The following is a 15,122-nucleotide window of genomic DNA, read 5'->3' on the forward strand; positions in this document are numbered from 1 at the left end:
CCCGCCAGCATGGAGAAGGCCGCCCACCCCCGCAGCGCGTCACGGCCGCCGGCCGCGCGCCGCCGGAGCGTCCCGCCGCGCATCGCCGCGGCGCTGGGAACGCTCGGCACGCTGCTCGCGCTGATGCTCGCCGGCGCCGCCCCGGCGTCCGCGCACGCCACCCTGGACTCCACCGACCCGTCGCAGAACTCGGTGGTCGCCACCGCCCCGCCGGCGGTGACCCTGACCTTCAGCGAGGCGGTGTCGCTGTCGAGCGACTCCGTCCGGGTGCTCGACCCGGCCGGCAAGGCCGTGGACACCGGCAACCCGGCGCACGCCGACGGCAAGGGCAACACCGCCCGGGTCGGCCTCAGCAGCGGCCTAGCCAACGGCACGTACACCGTCGCCTGGCGGGCCGTCTCGGAGGACTCCCACCCGGTCGGCGGGGCGTTCACCTTCTCCATCGGCGCACCCTCGGACACCTCGGTGTCCACCACCGCGCTGCAGGGCGCCAAGGCCGACGGCCTGGTCGCCGCCCTGTACGGCACGGGCCGCACCGTCGCGTACGCCGCCTTCGCGCTGCTCGCCGGGGTCGCCGCCTTCGTCCTGGTCTGCTGGCCGGCCGGCGCCGCCCGGCGCCCGGTGCAGCGGCTGCTGATGACCGGCTGGACGGCGCTGCTGGCCTCGACCGTCGCGGTGCTGATGCTGCGCGGCCCGTACGAGCGCGGCTCCGGCGTCGGCCAGGCCCTCGACCTGTCGCTGGTGCGCGCCACCCTGGACGAGCGGATCGGCACCGCACTGGCGGCCCGGCTGCTGCTGCTCGCCGCGGCCGGGATCTTCCTGTCGCTGCTGGTCGGGCAGTTGGGGCAGCCGCCCAAGCCGGTCGCGACCGCGGGCCCGGGCTCGGCCTCAGACACGGACGCGGACGCGGAACCGCACGACGACGACACCGAGGCCGCCGAGCTGCACGAGCTGGAGCAGCGGGCCGCCGCACGGCCGCAGCGCGAGGCCCGGATCGGCCTGGGCGTGGCCGGACTGGTGCTCGCGGTGGCGCTCTCCGCGACCTGGGTCGGCGCCGACCACGCCTCGGTGGGCATCCAGGTCTGGCTGGCCCTGCCGTTCGGAATCCTGCACCTGATCGCAATGGCGCTCTGGCTGGGCGGGCTGGCCTCGCTGCTGGTCGCGCTGCGCGAGGGCGTCGGCGCCGAGGTGGTGGACCGCTTCTCCCGGATCGCCTTCGGCTCGGTGGCCGTGCTGGCCGTCACCGGGGTCTACCAGTCCTGGCGGGGCCTGGGCAGTTGGAGCGCCCTGACCGGCACCGAGTACGGGAAGCTGCTGCTGGTGAAGACCGGCTGCGTGGTCGTGATGCTGGGCGTCGCCTGGATCTCCCGCAGCTGGCTGGCCCGGCTGCGCTCGGCCCCGGCCGAGGCGGCGGAGGTCGAACGGGCCGAGGTGCCCGAGCCGGTCGGCGCCGTCGCGCACGGCGAAGACCCGGTCCGGCGGGCCCAGTTGGAACGGCAGCGGGCCGCCGCGCGCACCGCCGGCCGCGAGCGCGGGCTGACCCCGACCAGGGCCGGGCTGCGCCGCTCGGTGCTGGTGGAGGCGCTGGTCGCGGTGGCGGTGCTGGTGGTCACCACGATGCTCACCAACTCCCCGCCCGGGCGGGTCGCGGGCGAGGTCAAGGCGGCCGGCAACGCCGCCCCGGCGGCGGCCGGATCGGCGCCCGCCCCGCAGACCGAGCCCGGCCGCACGGTGGAGCTCAAGCTGCCGTACGACACCAAGGGCCGGACGCCGAACGCCAAGGGCACCGCGACCGTCACCCTCAACCCGGCCCGGACCGGCCCGAACGAGGTCAAGCTCGCGCTGGACGGCGCGGACGGCAAGCCGGTGGACGTCCCCGAGGTGCAGCTGGCCTTCACCCTGCCGGACCGCGACCTCGGCCCGCTGCCGGTCGCGCTCACCGCGGAGGGCACCGGGCGCTGGAGCGGCACCACCCAGCTCCCGCTGGCCGGCACCTGGGTGGTCTCGGTGCAGATCCGCTCCTCGGACATCGACCAGACCACCCCCACCCAGCAGTTCAAGATCGGATGAGCGCGGTGGAGCACGACGAGACGACGAGCCCGGCGGGCTTCACCCGCCGCGCCCTGCTCGGCACGGCCGGCGCCGGACTGCTGGTCGGCGCCGGGGCGGGCGCGGCCGGGGCGGTCGCCTACGACGACCGGCCGGGCGCCGGGGCGGGGGCGTCCGGCGGCGGGGCCGGCGCGCTCGGCGCAGGCCGGGTGCCGTTCCGCGCCGAGCACCAGGCCGGCATCCTCGAACCCGCCCAGGCCCGCGTCCAGTTGGCCGCCTTCGACCTGGTCGACGGGGCCGGCCGGGACGGGCTGCGCGCCCTGCTGCGGCGCTGGACCGGGGCGGTCGAGCGGCTGACCGCCGGGGAGCCGGCCGCGGAGTTCGACAACCAGGTCGCCCTGGACGCCGGGCCCTGCTCGCTCACCGTCACGCTCGGCTTCGGCGCCGCGCTGTTCGACAAGGCCGGGCTGGCCGACCGCCGCCCGGCCGCCCTCGAACCGCTGCCCGCCTTCACCGGCGACGCGCTGGACCCGGCGCGCGGCGACGGCGACCTGTTCGTCCAGATCGGCGCCGACGACGCGCTGGTGACGCTGCACGCCCTGCGGACCCTGCAGAAGCTGGCGGCCGGCACGGCGGCCCCGCGCTGGCAGTCGGCCGGCTTCGCCCGCACCCCCGGCGCCGCCGCCCGCCCGGTGACCGGGCGCAACCTGATGGGCCAGATCGACGGCACCAACAACCCCAGGCCCGGCGAGGACGGCTTCGCCGCCAAGGTGTTCTGCGCCCCGGGCGGGGACCAGCCGGCCTGGCTGGCCGGGGGCTCGTACCTGGTGTTCCGGCGGATCCGGATGCTGCTGGACCACTGGGAGGAGCTGCCGGTGGACCGCCAGGAGCGGGTGATCGGCCGGCGCAAGTCGGACGGTTCGCCGCTGAGCGCGCCGGCCGGCTCGGGCGAGGGCACCCCGGTGGACCTCGCCGCCCAGGGCCCAGACGGCGCTCTCGCCGTCCCCGCCGACGCCCACGTCCGGGTCGCCGCCCCGGCGGGCAACGGCGGGGCGGCGATGCTGCGGCGCGGCTTCTCGTACCACGACGGGGCGCTGCCGGACGGCTCGCCGGACGCCGGCCTGCTCTTCCTCGCCTTCCAGGCCGACCCGCGCAGGGGCTTCACCCCGGTGCAGCGCAAGCTCTCCCGGGGCGACGGGCTGTCCCGCTTCCTCCGGCACGAGGCGAGCGGGCTGTACGCCGTCCCCCCGGGGGTGCCGGCCGGGGGCTACCTGGGGCAGCAACTCCTGGACGGGTAGCGCCCGCGCGCGAGGAGCGGTCCCGGCCACCGGAACGCGGTCATGCCGGAGCCGCGGACTCGTTATGGTGACTGCTTCGGCACCACCCCGCTCGGGCAGCACCCGGCTCGGGCACCACCCCCCTGGCAACGGAGGCGTCATGTCGGCCACCCGCTACACCTACCTCGGCCCGGCCGGCACCTTCACCGAGGCGGCGCTGCACACCCTGCCCGAGGCGGCGACCCGGGAGCTGGTGCCGCTGTCCTCGGTGGCGCTGGCGCTGGAGGCGGTGCGCGCCGGGGAGGCCGCCGGGGCGTTCGTGCCGATCGAGAACTCGGTGGAGGGCGCGGTCACCGCGACCAACGACGAACTGGCCGCCGGCGCACCGCTGATGATCTACCGCGAGGTGCTGCTGCCGATCACCTTCGCGCTGCTGGTGCGGCCGGGCACCGAGCTGTCCGGGGTCAAGACGGTGACCAGCCACCCGGTGGCCCAGCCGCAGGTGCGCAAGTGGCTGGCGGCCAACCTGCCGGACGCGGTCTGGGAGTCGGCCGCCTCCAACGCGGACGGCGCCCGGCTGGTCGCCGAGGGCCGGTACGACGGGGCGTTCGCGGGCGAGTTCGCGGCGCCGATCTACGGGCTGGACCCGCTGGTCAAGGAGATCGCGGACGCCCAGAGCGCGACCACCCGGTTCGTGCTGGTCGGCCGTCCGGGGCGGGTCTCCTCGCCGACCGGGGCGGACAAGACCTCGATGGTGGTCTGGCTGCCGGACGACCACCCGGGTGCGCTGCTGGAGCTGCTGCAGGAGTTCGCGGTGCGCGGGGTGAACCTGATGCGGATCGAGTCCCGGCCGACCGGCGAGGGGCTGGGCAGCTACTGCTTCCTGATCGACTGCGAGGGGCACCTGTCGGAGCGGCGGGTGGCCGAGGCGATGATGGGGCTCAAGCGGATCAGCCCGCAGGTCCGGTTCCTCGGCTCCTATCCGCGCGCGGACCGGCAGGTGTCCAAGCACCGGCGGCCGGGCACGTCGGACGAGGATTTCACCGCGGCGGCGGACTGGCTCTCCCGGGCACTCGACGGGCGCGGGGACATCTGATTCCCCGAGGTGGGCCGGCTCCGGACAGCCGAGCGTCATCTCGTGTCTTTCCGACCTTTTCCGACCGTTATCGACCGGCCCGACCGAACGCGGCGGGTGACCGTACCGTCATCCACAGGAACGCCGCGCTCCGGGGGCCACTGTCCACAGGCGTCCCCGCTGTCCACAGCCGGAAGTTATCCACAGGCCTGGGGATGAGTCGACAAACCGGTATAGCCATTGCCCAGAACTGGTCGGACCATCGGTTTGCGTCGCAGAGATGACTTATCGGACCAGAGTCACCCGCTTGCCTGCAAATCACCCGTGCGAGTGCTTCAATTCCCTCACCCGAGAAGGTTCATTGAGGTTTGAAACCTCAATTCCCTGGTTTCGATCAGCGGATCCCGATCCCCGCCCCCCATCCACAGGCCCGGGGCCGGGCCTGTGGATAACCCGCCCCCGGCCTGGGGGCGGACGGTTCTCCACCGGAGTTATCCACAGGAACCGGTGGGTTATCCCCAGGGGAAAACCGGTACCGGTGGAGGAACGGCCGCCCGGTACGCTTGGGCCTGTGATTGACCTTCGCCTGCTTCGTGAGGACCCTGACCGAGTGCGCGCCTCGCAGCGCGTCCGTGGCGAGGACGTCGACATCGTCGACGCCCTCCTCTCCGCCGACGAACGGCGCCGGTCCTCGGGCAGCCGCTTCGACGAACTGCGCAACGAGCAGCGGGTGCTCGGCAAGCAGGTCGCCCAGGCCAAGGGCGACGAGAAGACCGCCCTGCTGCAGCGCACCAAGGAACTGGCCACCGAGGTCAAGGCCGCGGACGCCGAGCAGAGCGCGGCCAAGGAGGAGGCGGACCGCCTGCTCCGCTCCCTGGCGAACCTCATCGACCCGGCCGCCCCGGTCGGCGGCGAGGAGGACTTCGTCACCCTGGAGGAGATCGGCACCCCGCGCGACTTCGCCGCCGAGGGCTTCGAGCCCCGCGACCACGTCGAGCTGGGCCAGCTGCTGGGCGCGATCGACACCGAGCGCGGCGCCAAGGTCGCCGGTGCCCGCTCCTACTACCTGACCGGTCCCGGTGCGCTGCTGGAGCTCGCCCTGGTCAACATGGCGATCGCCCAGGCCACCGCGGCCGGCTTCATCCCGATGATCACCCCGGCCCTGGTCCGCCCGGCCGCCATGGACGGCACCGGCTTCCTCGGCCAGGCCGCCGAGAACGTGTACCACCTCCCCGAGGAGGACAAGTACCTGGTCGGCACCAGCGAGGTCCCGCTGGCGGCGTACCACATGGACGAGATCATCGAGGCCGACAAGCTGCCGCTGCGCTACGCCGGCTACTCGTCCTGCTTCCGCCGCGAGGCCGGCACCTACGGCAAGGACACCCGCGGCATCATCCGGGTCCACCAGTTCGAGAAGGTGGAGATGTTCGTCTTCACCACGCCCGAGGACGCGGAGAACGAGCACCGCCGCCTGCTCCAGTGGGAGAAGGACTTCCTCAACGCGCTGGAGCTGCCGTACCGGGTGATCGACGTCGCCTCCGGCGACCTCGGCTCCTCGGCCGTGCGCAAGTTCGACATCGAGGCCTGGATCCCGACCCAGGGCAAGTACCGCGAGGTCACCTCGACCTCCAACACCACCGAGTACCAGGCCCGCCGGCTGTCGATCCGGATGCGCGAGGACGGCAAGACCCGCCCGCTCGCCACCCTGAACGGCACCCTGGTCGCCGTGCCGCGCACCATCGTGGCGATCCTGGAGAACCACCAGCAGGCCGACGGCTCGGTCGTCGTGCCCGAGGCGCTGCGTCCGTACCTCGGCGGGCGGACCGTCCTCGAGCCGGTCAAGTGACCTCCTCCACCCACCTGATCGGTGGCGACCTGCCCTACCGGCTGGTCGCCACCGACCTCGACGGCACCCTGCTCACCAGCGCGGAAACCGTCTCCGAGCGCACCCGCGCCGCGCTGGCCGCGGCCACCGGCGCGGGCGCGCTGCACATCGTGGTGACCGGCCGCTCGGCCGTCTGGGCCCGTCCGGTCTTCGACGAGATCGGCTACACCGGGATAGCGGTCTGCGGCCAGGGCGCCCAGGTCTACGACGCCGGCGCCCACAAGCTGCTCACCTCGCTCACCCTGGACCGCCGGCTCGCCGCGGTCGCGATCGAGAAGATCGAGGCCGAGACCGGCCCGCTGGCCGTCGCCGCCAACCAGGACGGCCTGGACGGCCAGGTGCTGGCCGGCCCCGGCTACGAGCTGCTGATCGGCTCCGACCTCCCGGTCGTCCGGGCCGAGCGCGGCGAACTCTTCGCCTCCCCGCTCAGCAAGCTCTACATCCAGCACCCCGGGCTGACCGACGACGGCCTCGCCGAGGCCGCCCGGCGCGCCGCCGGCGACCTGGTCGGCGTGGTGATGGCCGGCCCCGGCGTGGTCGAACTGCTGCCGCTGGGCCTGTCCAAGGCCACCGGCCTGGCCGTCGCCGCCCGCCGCCTGGGCGTGCGCGCCGCCGACACCATCGCCTTCGGCGACATGCCCAACGACGTGCCGATGTTCGGCTGGGCGGCGCACGGCGTGGCCATGGCCAACGCCCACGAGGAACTGCTCGCCGTCGCCGACGAGGTCACCGCGGGCAACGACGAGGACGGCGTCGCGGTCGTCCTGGAGCGCCTCTACCCGACGCGCTGAGCGCCCCCCCGGGACACGTTCACGGACGGTTCACCCCCAGTTGTAGGATGACCGGGCAAGCGGTTGTAGGATGACCTATGATCGATGAGCGGTGTGCGAAGGGAGGCCCGGCATGAGCGGCGACGGCAACGGCCTGCAGGCGGCCGGGCGGCGTTCCCTGGTGGACACCGCGATCGACCGGCTGCGCGAGCAGCTGGCCGGCGGAGCCTGGCCGGTGGGGTCGCAGATCCCCACCGAGCACGAGCTGGCCGAGCAGCTGCAGGTCGGCCGCAACACCGTGCGGGAGGCCCTCCGGGTGCTGGTGCACGCCGGGATGCTGGTCTCCCGGCAGGGCGAGGGCACCTTCGTACGGTCCACCAGCGACCCGGCGGCGGTGCTCCGCGGCGTCCAGCGCTCGGGCATCCGGGACGTCCTGGAGGTCCGCGCCGCGCTGGAGACCGAGGCCGCCCGACTGGCCGCGCTGCGGCACACCCCCGAAGACGTCCGGCGGATGCGGGCCGCGCTGGCCCGTGAGGCCGAGGTCTTCGCCCAGCACTCCGAGCGGGCCGGCCGCCAGGCCACCGTCGAGCACGACCTGGAGTTCCACACCGCCATCGTCGAGGCCGCGCACAACCCGGCGCTGGCCGAGGTGTACCGCTACTTCGGCGCCTCCGTGCGCGAGGCGATGACCTCCGCCTTCGGCGACCACGAGATGCCCGAGGCGGTCGTGGCCACCCACGAGGCGCTGGTGGACGCCATCGAGAGCGGCGACCCGGACCGCGCCGAGGCGGCGTGTCGGGCGCTGCTCGCCGAGCCCACCGCGGCCGTCGAGCAGCTCCTCGCGGCCATCGCGGCCCGGAAGTAGGACGGCGCAAGCCCCGCTTCCGCACGCAGCCCCGCTGCCTGCTCCCTCCCGTCCTGCCCTCCCGTCCTGCCCGCGGCCGGTGGAGGCCTCCTCCCGCCGTGCCCGCGCCACCCCCGAGCCCCGGAAAGAACAGCACACCCATGGCCGTCACCCGCGCCCCGCAGCCGGTTGTCACCACTGCCGCCCCGCTCCCCGTCCGCAGCCGGCTGGCCCACCCCGCGCTGCTGCTGACCGGCATCCTGCTGGTCGCGCTGAACATGCGCGCCTGTCTGGCCGCGATCTCCCCGATGGTCGGCGAGATCCAGCGCACCTTCGGGCTGTCCGCCACCGCGGGCGGGCTGATCACCACCATCCCGGTGCTGTTCCAGGGCGTCGGCGCCCCGCTCACCCCCCGGCTGACCCGCCGGTTCGGCACCGAGCGGGTGGTGCTCGGCGCGGTGCTGGTGCTCGGCGCCGGCGTGCTGCTGCGGGTGCTGCCCTCGGTGTTCGCGCTGTACGCGGGCTGCGTGGTGATCGGCGTGGCCATCGCGGTGCTGAACGTGTCGATGCCGGGCCTGGTCAAGCGGGAGTTCCCGGACCGCGCGGCCACCATGACCGGCGTCTACTCGACCACCATGCTGGTCGGCGCCACCCTCGCGGCCGGCACCTCCGTCCCGCTGGAGCACGCGCTCGGCGGCGGCTGGCGGGCCTCGCTCGGCGCCTGGTCGCTGCTCGCGCTGATCGCCGCGGTGGCCTGGCTGCCGCAGGTGCTGCGCTCCCGGCAGGCGAAGGCCGGGGCGGCCGCCCCCGCCCGGGACGACCGGCCCGGAGGGGCCGCCAGGGCCGGCAAGCCGATCGAGGGCATCTGGAAGTCCCCGCTGGCCTGGCAGATCAGCCTGTTCATGGGCATCTCCTCGCTGCTGGTCTACACCCTGGTCGCGTGGATGCCGACCATCCTGGCCGACCACGGCATGGACCGCGGCCAGGCCAGCCTGGTCTTCGCCTACTCCAACCTGGTGCAGGTGGCCGGCGCCTTCCTGGTGCCGCTGATGGCCGGCCGGATGACGAGCCAGCGCGCCCTCGCCGTCACCATGGCCGTCCTGAACGGGCTCGGCATCGCCCTGCTGCTGGTCGCCCCGGTCTCCGGCGCCTGGGTGTCGGCGACCATCCTCGGCCTGGCCCAGGGCGGCTCGCTCGGCCTCGGCCTGGCCTTCATCGTGCTGCGCACCGGCACCGCGGCCGGCGCCGCCCAGCTGGGCGGCATGTCCCAGGCGATCGGCTACCTGGTCGCGGCGGCCGGCCCGGTCGGCGCCGGGGCGCTGCACCAGCTCACCGGCGGCTGGGACGCCACCCTGGTGCTGATGCTGGTGCTGGTCCTGGTGGTCGGCGCGGCCGGTCTCGGCGCCGGACGGAACCGGACCCTGTAGGACGCCCCCGCAACGCCGACCGGGCCCGGACTCCGTGGGAGTCCGGGCCCGGTCGCGCGAGGCGCGGCCTACTCCTCGGCGGCCAGGGTCAGCCCGGCCAGCTTCACCGAGGCCAGCACGGTCGCCCCGACGGCGACCACCAGCAGCAGCGGGACGGCCGCCCCGAGCGACACGTCGGCGCCGATCGCGTTGTCCCCCGCGACCGCCTCGGCGACCGCCCGGCCCCACTGCTGGACGCTCAGCGTGCGGGCGCCCTCGACGAAGTTGCCGATCAGCGACTCCCAGATCAGCGCGTACGCCAGCCCGGCCACCACCGCGTGCCGGGTGACCACGCCGAGCAGCAGGAACAGCGCGCTGTACACGGCCCCGGCGACCAGCACCGCGACGGTGTAGCCGAGCGCCACGCCGTCCTTCGTCCCGTACAGCAGCAGCCCGGCGAGCAGCGTCGGGACGGCGGCGAACACCCAGGTGGTGCCGATCGCGACGGCCAGCTTGGTGGTGATGATCTGCCAGCGCGGCAGCGGCTTGGCCAGCAGGTAGACGATCGAGCCGTCGTCGATCTCGGTGGCGATCACCCCGGTGCCGATCACCAGGCCGAGGATCGGCAGCAGGGTGCCGAGGTCCAGCTGGCCGAGGATCTTGACGGTCAGGCTGTGCGCGTCGCCGCTCGACCCGGCGGCGATCGCCGCGACGATCAGCAGCAGGGCCGGGGCCACCAGCAGCAGCGCGCCGCGGCGGCGGCCGAGCAGGCCGCGCAGGGTCAGCCTGGCGACGGTCGGGTTCATGGTCGGTCGACCCCTTCCTGGGTCCGGTGGGTGGCGCGGGTGGGGCCGGGGGTCATGCCGAGACCAGGTAGGAGAAGACGCTCTCCAGCGACTCGTCCGCCGGGGACACGGTGTACAGCCGGATGCCGGCCTCCCGGGCGACCCTGGGCAGCAGGGTGGTGAAGCCCTGGAAGTTCACCGCCTCGATCCGCAGTGCCCGTTCCCGCTCGTCCACCTCGATGCCGGTGGTCGAGCCGTCGGCGATCAGTGCGGCGGCGAGCCGGCGGTCGTCGCTGGAGCGGACCAGGTAGCGGTGCGGCCGGTCGGTCATCAGCCGCCGGATCCGCCGGAAGTCGCCCGAGGCGGCGTGCCGTCCGGCCACCACCACCTCGATGTGCCGGGCCAGTTGCTCGACCTCCTCCAGGATGTGGGAGGAGAACAGCACCGTCCGGCCGTCCGCGCCGAAGCGGCGCAGCAGCTCCATCAGCTGGAGCCGCTGGCGCGGGTCCATGCCGTTGAAGGGCTCGTCCAGCAGCAGCACGGCCGGGTCGTGGACCAGCGCCGAGGCCATCTTGACCCGCTGCTTCATGCCCTTGGAGTACGTCCCGGTGCGGCGGTCCTTGGCGGGCGCCATCTCGACCAGGTCGAGGGCGCGCCGGGCGGCGGCGCCGGGCTGCGGCAGGCCGTGCAGTTCGGCGTTGGCGAGGACGAACTCCCAGCCGGTCAGGTAGTCGTACATCGACTCCCGCTCGGGCACCAGGCCGATCTGCCGGTACACCTGCTGGTTGCGCCAGATCTGCGCGCCGTCCAGGGTGACCGCGCCGCTGGAGGGGGCGAGGAAGCCGCTCATCATGTGGATGAGGGTGGACTTGCCCGCGCCGTTCGGCCCGAGCAGCCCGGTGATGCCGGGGCCGATCGACATGGAGATGTCGTTGACCGCGACCACGTTCCCGAACCAGCGGGAGACCTTGTCGATGGTGATGGTGGCCATGCCGCCCTCTCAGACCTTCTCGTAGCGGCGCAGCAGGAGGCGGTAGGAGCCCGCCACCATCGCCGCGGCGACGAGTGCGAACACCAGCGTGCCGAGCGCCCCCGGGGCGTGCCGGCGGTCGATCCCGGACCCGAGGTCGAAGACCTGGTTGACCAGCGCCTCCACCAGGCCGTTCGGCGAGATCAGCGACGTCCACTGGGCCGCGTCCGAGCCGCCCGGGCCGGGGCTGCTGATGCCGACCACGACCGCGGCGAGGGTCGAACTCACCACCAGGTAGCCCATGATGGCGGCCACCCCGAAGCCCCGGCGCGGGGTGCTCGCGGCGATCACCAGGGCCACCGAGGTGGGCACCAGGGCGTAGAGCACGGCCGCCACCAGGCCGTAGAGGAACTGGCCGGTGTTGTGCCCGAAGTCCATCCCGGCGAGCAGCGCGCCCGCGTACAGCACCAGCAACGGGGCTGCCATCAGCAGGAACTGGGCGCAGGCCATGGCGCCGAACTTGGCCCGGACGTAGTCGGCGCGGGTGATCGGACGGGAGAAGTACAGCGGGACGGTGTGGTAGCGGAGGTCCCGGGAGAGCAGCACCGGCGCCTGGGCGGCGAGGAAGATCGACACCACCAGGCCGAGGCTGGAGAGGTAGCCGGCGTACTCGACCGGGAGTTCGTCCCGCTTGAGGTAGACCGCGCCCGCGACGAAGATCATCGCCGGGACGGTGACCACGCCCAGCAGCAGCATCGGCAGCACCTTGGACTTGCCGGAGCGGCCCAGGCCGTAGGCGGCGCGCAGGCTCTGGGTGAAGAGCGAGCGGGTGGCGTAGGCGCGGCCGAGGCGCGGACCGGTGTAGCCGCGGTAGCCGATGTCGTGGATGACACCGGTGTCGGCGGCCCTGGTGTCAGGAGGCTGCGGCATCGTCCGTCCCTCCCCTGCTGCTCCGGTCGTCGCCGTGGGGCGCGTCGTACGCCATGGCATCGGCTTCCTCGTGGTCGGTGAAGAGTTCCGCGACCCGGTGCCGGCGCTGCTCCAACCGGACCAGGCCGAGGCCGAGTTCGGCGACCGTGTCGCGGATGGTGTCGTAGGTGTCCTCGCCGTCCAGCCGGACCAGCAGCAGGTGCGAGCCCTCCGCCCGGACGTCCAGCCCGGTGGCGGCGAGGCGCTCCCGGACGGTGGCGCCGGGCTCGGCGGCGGTGTCCTGCGGGAAGTCGGTGACCTCCACCGCGAGGACGGCGGTCGCCTCGGTGAAGGAGGCCGTGGAGGAGGAGCGCAGCAGCTTGCCGCCGTCGATCACCACCAGGTGGTCGCAGGTCCGCTCCAGCTCGCCGAGCAGGTGGGTGGTGACCAGCACCGAGATGCCGAAGTCGGTGTGCACCCGGCGGATCAGGGCGAGCATCTCGTCCCGGCCGGCCGGGTCCAGGCCGTTGGTCGGCTCGTCCAGCAGCACCAGCTTCGGGTCGTGCACCAGCGCCTGGGCCAGCTTCACCCGCTGCTTCATGCCGGTCGAGTAGCCGCCCATCGGGCGGTACCGCTCCTCGTACAGGCCCACGTGCCGCAGCGTGTCCGCGGTGCGCTCCCGCGCGGCGGTCGCGGGCAGCCCCGCCATCCGCGCCATGTGCACCACGAACTCCGTCGCCGAGACGTCCGGTGGCAGGCAGTCGTGTTCGGGCATGTAGCCGACCTGTTCGCGGATCTCCGAGCCCCGGGTGGCGATGTCCAGGCCGAGCACCTCGCCGCGGCCGGACGTCGCCGGGGCGAGCCCGAGCAGGATCTTGATCAGGGTGGACTTGCCCGCCCCGTTGGCCCCGACCAGCCCGACGACCCCGGGCTGGACCTCGACGGTCAGCTGGTCGAGCGCGGTGACCCGGGGGAAGCTCTTGGTGAGGCCCTCGGTCTTGATGACAGCAGTGGACACGCCCTCAACGTAACGGTCCCGCGCCGCAGGGGCCATGAGCTGGAATGACGAGGCTTCCCGGGGGCGTCTGCTGCTGCGGTATGACGTGGGGACCGATCTCCCCTAAGGGTCGCGGAGCCGGGGTGTGCCCGGGGCGCCGGGGCGCCCACCGTTGAGGCGGGCGGCCCGGCGCCGGGCCCGGCGTCGGCTCAGGAGCTGGGGCGCTCCCACATCTCGACGACCTTGCCGGAGGCGTCGAGGGCGACCTTGTAGGTGCCGCTGTTGCAGGGGTACGAGCCCTTCTGGTTGCCGGGCGTGGCGATGCACTCGTTGATGTGCTTCACCAGCTCGGCGACGACGACGTCCTTCGGGGCGGCCACGACCGACTTGAGGTGGCCCTTGGCGCCGGGGGCGAAGGTCGCGCTCTTGTCGGCGCCCGTCGGTTCGAGGGCGACGTCGTTGACGCCGCAGGCGTCCTTGGTCTCCTTGTAGACCAGCGTCGTCGCGCTGGTGCCCTTCACCGGCTCGATCCACTTCTGCCCGGCGGGCAGCGGCTCGTGGGTGCAGAAGCCCTCCGGGCCGCCGTCGGTGGGCTTGCCGGCCGGGGCGGGCTTGCCCGTCCCGGTGGCCGGGGCCGCGGTGGGCGAGGCCGCCCCGCCGGTGGCCGGGGCGGCGGTCGCGGTGGAGGCGCCGGCCCCCTGGGTCGACGGGTCGTCCGGGCCGCAGGCGGCGAGGCCGAGCGCGGCGGTGGCGACCAGAGTGGCGACGAGCAGTCTCCTGGATGCGGACATGATGAATGAACCCCCGTTTAACGCATGATCAGATAAAGGTGCGGCGGACAGATTAGCGCCTCCCCCCGACCGCACCCGTCCTGACGGCGTCCGCGACCGGCCGTACCGCTCAACCCAGCTGGGCCAGGCCCTCGGTGGCGATCCGCTCGAACACGGAGAGGTCGTTGGCGAAGATCGAGTCCGGCACCGGCCAGTGGATCACCAACTCGGTGATGCCCAGCTCCCGGTAGGTGCCGGCGAAGTCCACGAAGGCGTCCAGCGACTGGAGCGGCTTCTCCGCCGTGGAGCCCTGGAGCAGCATCTTCTCCAGCGTCGCCACGTCCCGGCCCTGCGCCTCGCAGGCCGCCGTGAGCTTCCCGATCTGCGCGGCGATCACGCCGGGCGCCTGCTCGACCGGCACGTCCGCCGGGCCCTTCGGGTCCCCGTAGGTCACCCAGCCCTGCCCGTACTCGGCCGCCAGCCGCATCCCCCGCGGACCGGCGGCGGCCACGTAGAACGGCACCCGCGGGGTCTGCACGCAGCCCGGGATGTTCCGCGCCTCGACCGCCGAGTAGTACGTGCCCTCGCGGGTGGTGGCGTCGGTGGTCAGCAGCTCGTCCAGCAGCGGCAGGAACTCGCCGAACCGGGCCGCCCGCTCCTTGGGCGACCACGCCTCCTGGCCCATCGCCGTCGCGTCGAAGCCCGTCCCGCCCGCACCGATGCCCAGCGTGAGCCGCCCGCCGGACACGTCGTCCAGCGTGATCAGCTCCTTCGCCAGCGTCACCGGGTGGCGGAAGTTCGGCGAGGTCACCAGCGTCCCCAGCCGGAGGCGCTCGGTCGCCGTGGCGGCGGCCGTCAGCGTCGGGACAGACCCGAACCAGGGCTCGTCGCGGAAGGACCGCCAGGACAGGTGGTCGTAGGTGTACGCGGCGTGGAATCCGAGGTCCTCGGCCCGTCGCCAGATCTTCTGTCCCTCGCTCCACCGGTGGATGGGGAGGATCACGGTGCTCAGACGCATGCCACCGACCCTAGCCGGACGGGCTGCCCCTGCGCTGGTGGCCGGTAGGAGGCCGTCAGGGGTGCGGGCGGGTGCGTTGGGCCGGGAAGGCCGGGGCCGGGGCCTGGTCCGGGGTGCGGCGGGCGAGCTCGGCGAGGGTGTGGAACAGCACCTCGCCGAGCAGCACCGGCTCGCGGGAGGCGGCGGGGGGATCCGGGGAAGGGAGGGTCGGGGGCGGCTCGTCACGGAGCTGGCGAGTGGGCATGGCTCTTCCTGCCGACGGGGTGACCAGGGGGTTCCTGCCCGTCGGCCCGCCGCGACACCCCGGACGGGGGCGGATCGGCCGGAAAGCGGCGCAGGAAGGGCCGGAACCCGTCCTCACGGTCGG

Annotated in this window: 14 protein-coding genes; 7 read left to right on the forward strand and 7 right to left on the reverse strand. The window is 73.8% G+C overall.

From position 1 onward, the window contains the following. The first annotated feature begins 9 nt into the window (after positions 1 to 9). From ACFXOZ_RS21705 to ACFXOZ_RS21735, 7 genes are all read left to right on the forward strand, one after another. Positions 10 to 2,070 (forward strand): FixH family protein, encoded by a 2,061-nt coding sequence (locus tag ACFXOZ_RS21705; protein ID WP_380592112.1) that lies wholly within the window; start codon positions 10 to 12, stop codon positions 2,068 to 2,070. After that, positions 2,067 to 3,347 (forward strand): iron uptake transporter deferrochelatase/peroxidase subunit, encoded by a 1,281-nt coding sequence (gene efeB, locus ACFXOZ_RS21710; protein WP_380528386.1) that lies wholly within the window; start codon positions 2,067 to 2,069, stop codon positions 3,345 to 3,347. Before ACFXOZ_RS21705 ends, efeB begins: the two co-directional genes overlap by 4 nt. 139 nt (positions 3,348 to 3,486) lie before the next feature. After that, positions 3,487 to 4,422 (forward strand): prephenate dehydratase, encoded by a 936-nt coding sequence (gene pheA, locus ACFXOZ_RS21715; RefSeq protein WP_375895263.1) that lies wholly within the window; start codon positions 3,487 to 3,489, stop codon positions 4,420 to 4,422. 550 nt (positions 4,423 to 4,972) lie between these two features. Next, entirely contained in the window at positions 4,973 to 6,247 is a 1,275-nt protein-coding gene (serS, locus tag ACFXOZ_RS21720; RefSeq protein WP_375895266.1) for a serine--tRNA ligase, read from the forward strand. Continuing rightward, on the forward strand, positions 6,244 to 7,077 hold the full coding sequence (locus ACFXOZ_RS21725; protein WP_375895269.1) for an HAD family hydrolase: 834 nt from the start codon (positions 6,244 to 6,246) through the stop codon (positions 7,075 to 7,077). The genes serS and ACFXOZ_RS21725 overlap by 4 nt, the downstream gene beginning before the upstream one ends. 112 nt (positions 7,078 to 7,189) lie before the next feature. Continuing rightward, positions 7,190 to 7,921, forward strand: coding sequence for a FadR/GntR family transcriptional regulator (locus ACFXOZ_RS21730; RefSeq protein WP_375895271.1), 732 nt, complete (start codon positions 7,190 to 7,192; stop codon positions 7,919 to 7,921). 140 nt (positions 7,922 to 8,061) lie between these two features. Next, positions 8,062 to 9,327 carry a CynX/NimT family MFS transporter gene (locus ACFXOZ_RS21735; RefSeq protein ID WP_380592115.1) on the forward strand — a complete coding sequence of 422 codons (1,266 nt, stop codon included), beginning with the start codon at positions 8,062 to 8,064 and terminating at the stop codon, positions 9,325 to 9,327. Between the two features lie 68 nt (positions 9,328 to 9,395). Here the strand turns inward: ACFXOZ_RS21735 and ACFXOZ_RS21740 are convergent, their stop codons facing one another. From ACFXOZ_RS21740 to ACFXOZ_RS21770, 7 genes are all read right to left on the reverse strand, one after another. Then, positions 9,396 to 10,112 carry an ABC transporter permease gene (locus ACFXOZ_RS21740; protein ID WP_375895275.1) on the reverse strand — a complete coding sequence of 239 codons (717 nt, stop codon included), beginning with the start codon at positions 10,110 to 10,112 and terminating at the stop codon, positions 9,396 to 9,398. Between the two features lie 52 nt (positions 10,113 to 10,164). Next, entirely contained in the window at positions 10,165 to 11,082 is a 918-nt protein-coding gene (locus tag ACFXOZ_RS21745; protein ID WP_375895278.1) for an ABC transporter ATP-binding protein, read from the reverse strand. Positions 11,083 to 11,091: 9 nt separating this feature from the next. Then, positions 11,092 to 11,991, reverse strand: coding sequence for an ABC transporter permease (locus tag ACFXOZ_RS21750; protein WP_375895281.1), 900 nt, complete (start codon positions 11,989 to 11,991; stop codon positions 11,092 to 11,094). Then, positions 11,975 to 13,024 carry an ABC transporter ATP-binding protein gene (locus ACFXOZ_RS21755; RefSeq protein ID WP_375895284.1) on the reverse strand — a complete coding sequence of 350 codons (1,050 nt, stop codon included), beginning with the start codon at positions 13,022 to 13,024 and terminating at the stop codon, positions 11,975 to 11,977. Before ACFXOZ_RS21755 ends, ACFXOZ_RS21750 begins: the two co-directional genes overlap by 17 nt. Before the next feature lie 152 nt (positions 13,025 to 13,176). Next, on the reverse strand, positions 13,177 to 13,758 hold the full coding sequence (locus tag ACFXOZ_RS21760) for a hypothetical protein (RefSeq protein WP_380528396.1): 582 nt from the start codon (positions 13,756 to 13,758) through the stop codon (positions 13,177 to 13,179). A gap of 109 nt (positions 13,759 to 13,867) precedes the next feature. Next, positions 13,868 to 14,755, reverse strand: coding sequence for an LLM class flavin-dependent oxidoreductase (locus ACFXOZ_RS21765; RefSeq protein ID WP_380592117.1), 888 nt, complete (start codon positions 14,753 to 14,755; stop codon positions 13,868 to 13,870). Between the two features lie 55 nt (positions 14,756 to 14,810). Beyond that, positions 14,811 to 14,999: a hypothetical protein gene (locus ACFXOZ_RS21770; RefSeq protein WP_375895290.1), complete on the reverse strand. Its 189-nt coding sequence runs from the start codon at positions 14,997 to 14,999 to the stop codon at positions 14,811 to 14,813. Positions 15,000 to 15,122: the final 123 nt, after the last annotated feature.

The sequence above is a fragment of the Kitasatospora sp. NPDC059160 genome (genome assembly GCF_042755465.1).
Lineage (GTDB): Bacteria > Actinomycetota > Actinomycetes > Streptomycetales > Streptomycetaceae > Kitasatospora.

Coding starts and splice junctions, on each gene's coding strand:
- ACFXOZ_RS21730 (WP_375895271.1), top strand. CDS start 7,190: ATGAGCGGCGACGGCAACGGCCTGCAGGCGGCCGGGCGGCGTTCCCTG.
- ACFXOZ_RS21745 (WP_375895278.1), bottom strand. CDS start 11,082: ATGGCCACCATCACCATCGACAAGGTCTCCCGCTGGTTCGGGAACGTG.
- ACFXOZ_RS21735 (WP_380592115.1), top strand. CDS start 8,062: ATGGCCGTCACCCGCGCCCCGCAGCCGGTTGTCACCACTGCCGCCCCG.
- ACFXOZ_RS21770 (WP_375895290.1), bottom strand. CDS start 14,999: ATGCCCACTCGCCAGCTCCGTGACGAGCCGCCCCCGACCCTCCCTTCC.
- ACFXOZ_RS21750 (WP_375895281.1), bottom strand. CDS start 11,991: ATGCCGCAGCCTCCTGACACCAGGGCCGCCGACACCGGTGTCATCCAC.
- ACFXOZ_RS21705 (WP_380592112.1), top strand. CDS start 10: ATGGAGAAGGCCGCCCACCCCCGCAGCGCGTCACGGCCGCCGGCCGCG.
- efeB (WP_380528386.1), top strand. CDS start 2,067: ATGAGCGCGGTGGAGCACGACGAGACGACGAGCCCGGCGGGCTTCACC.
- ACFXOZ_RS21760 (WP_380528396.1), bottom strand. CDS start 13,758: ATGTCCGCATCCAGGAGACTGCTCGTCGCCACTCTGGTCGCCACCGCC.
- ACFXOZ_RS21765 (WP_380592117.1), bottom strand. CDS start 14,755: ATGCGTCTGAGCACCGTGATCCTCCCCATCCACCGGTGGAGCGAGGGA.
- ACFXOZ_RS21755 (WP_375895284.1), bottom strand. CDS start 13,024: ATGGCCCCTGCGGCGCGGGACCGTTACGTTGAGGGCGTGTCCACTGCT.
- ACFXOZ_RS21740 (WP_375895275.1), bottom strand. CDS start 10,112: ATGAACCCGACCGTCGCCAGGCTGACCCTGCGCGGCCTGCTCGGCCGC.
- pheA (WP_375895263.1), top strand. CDS start 3,487: ATGTCGGCCACCCGCTACACCTACCTCGGCCCGGCCGGCACCTTCACC.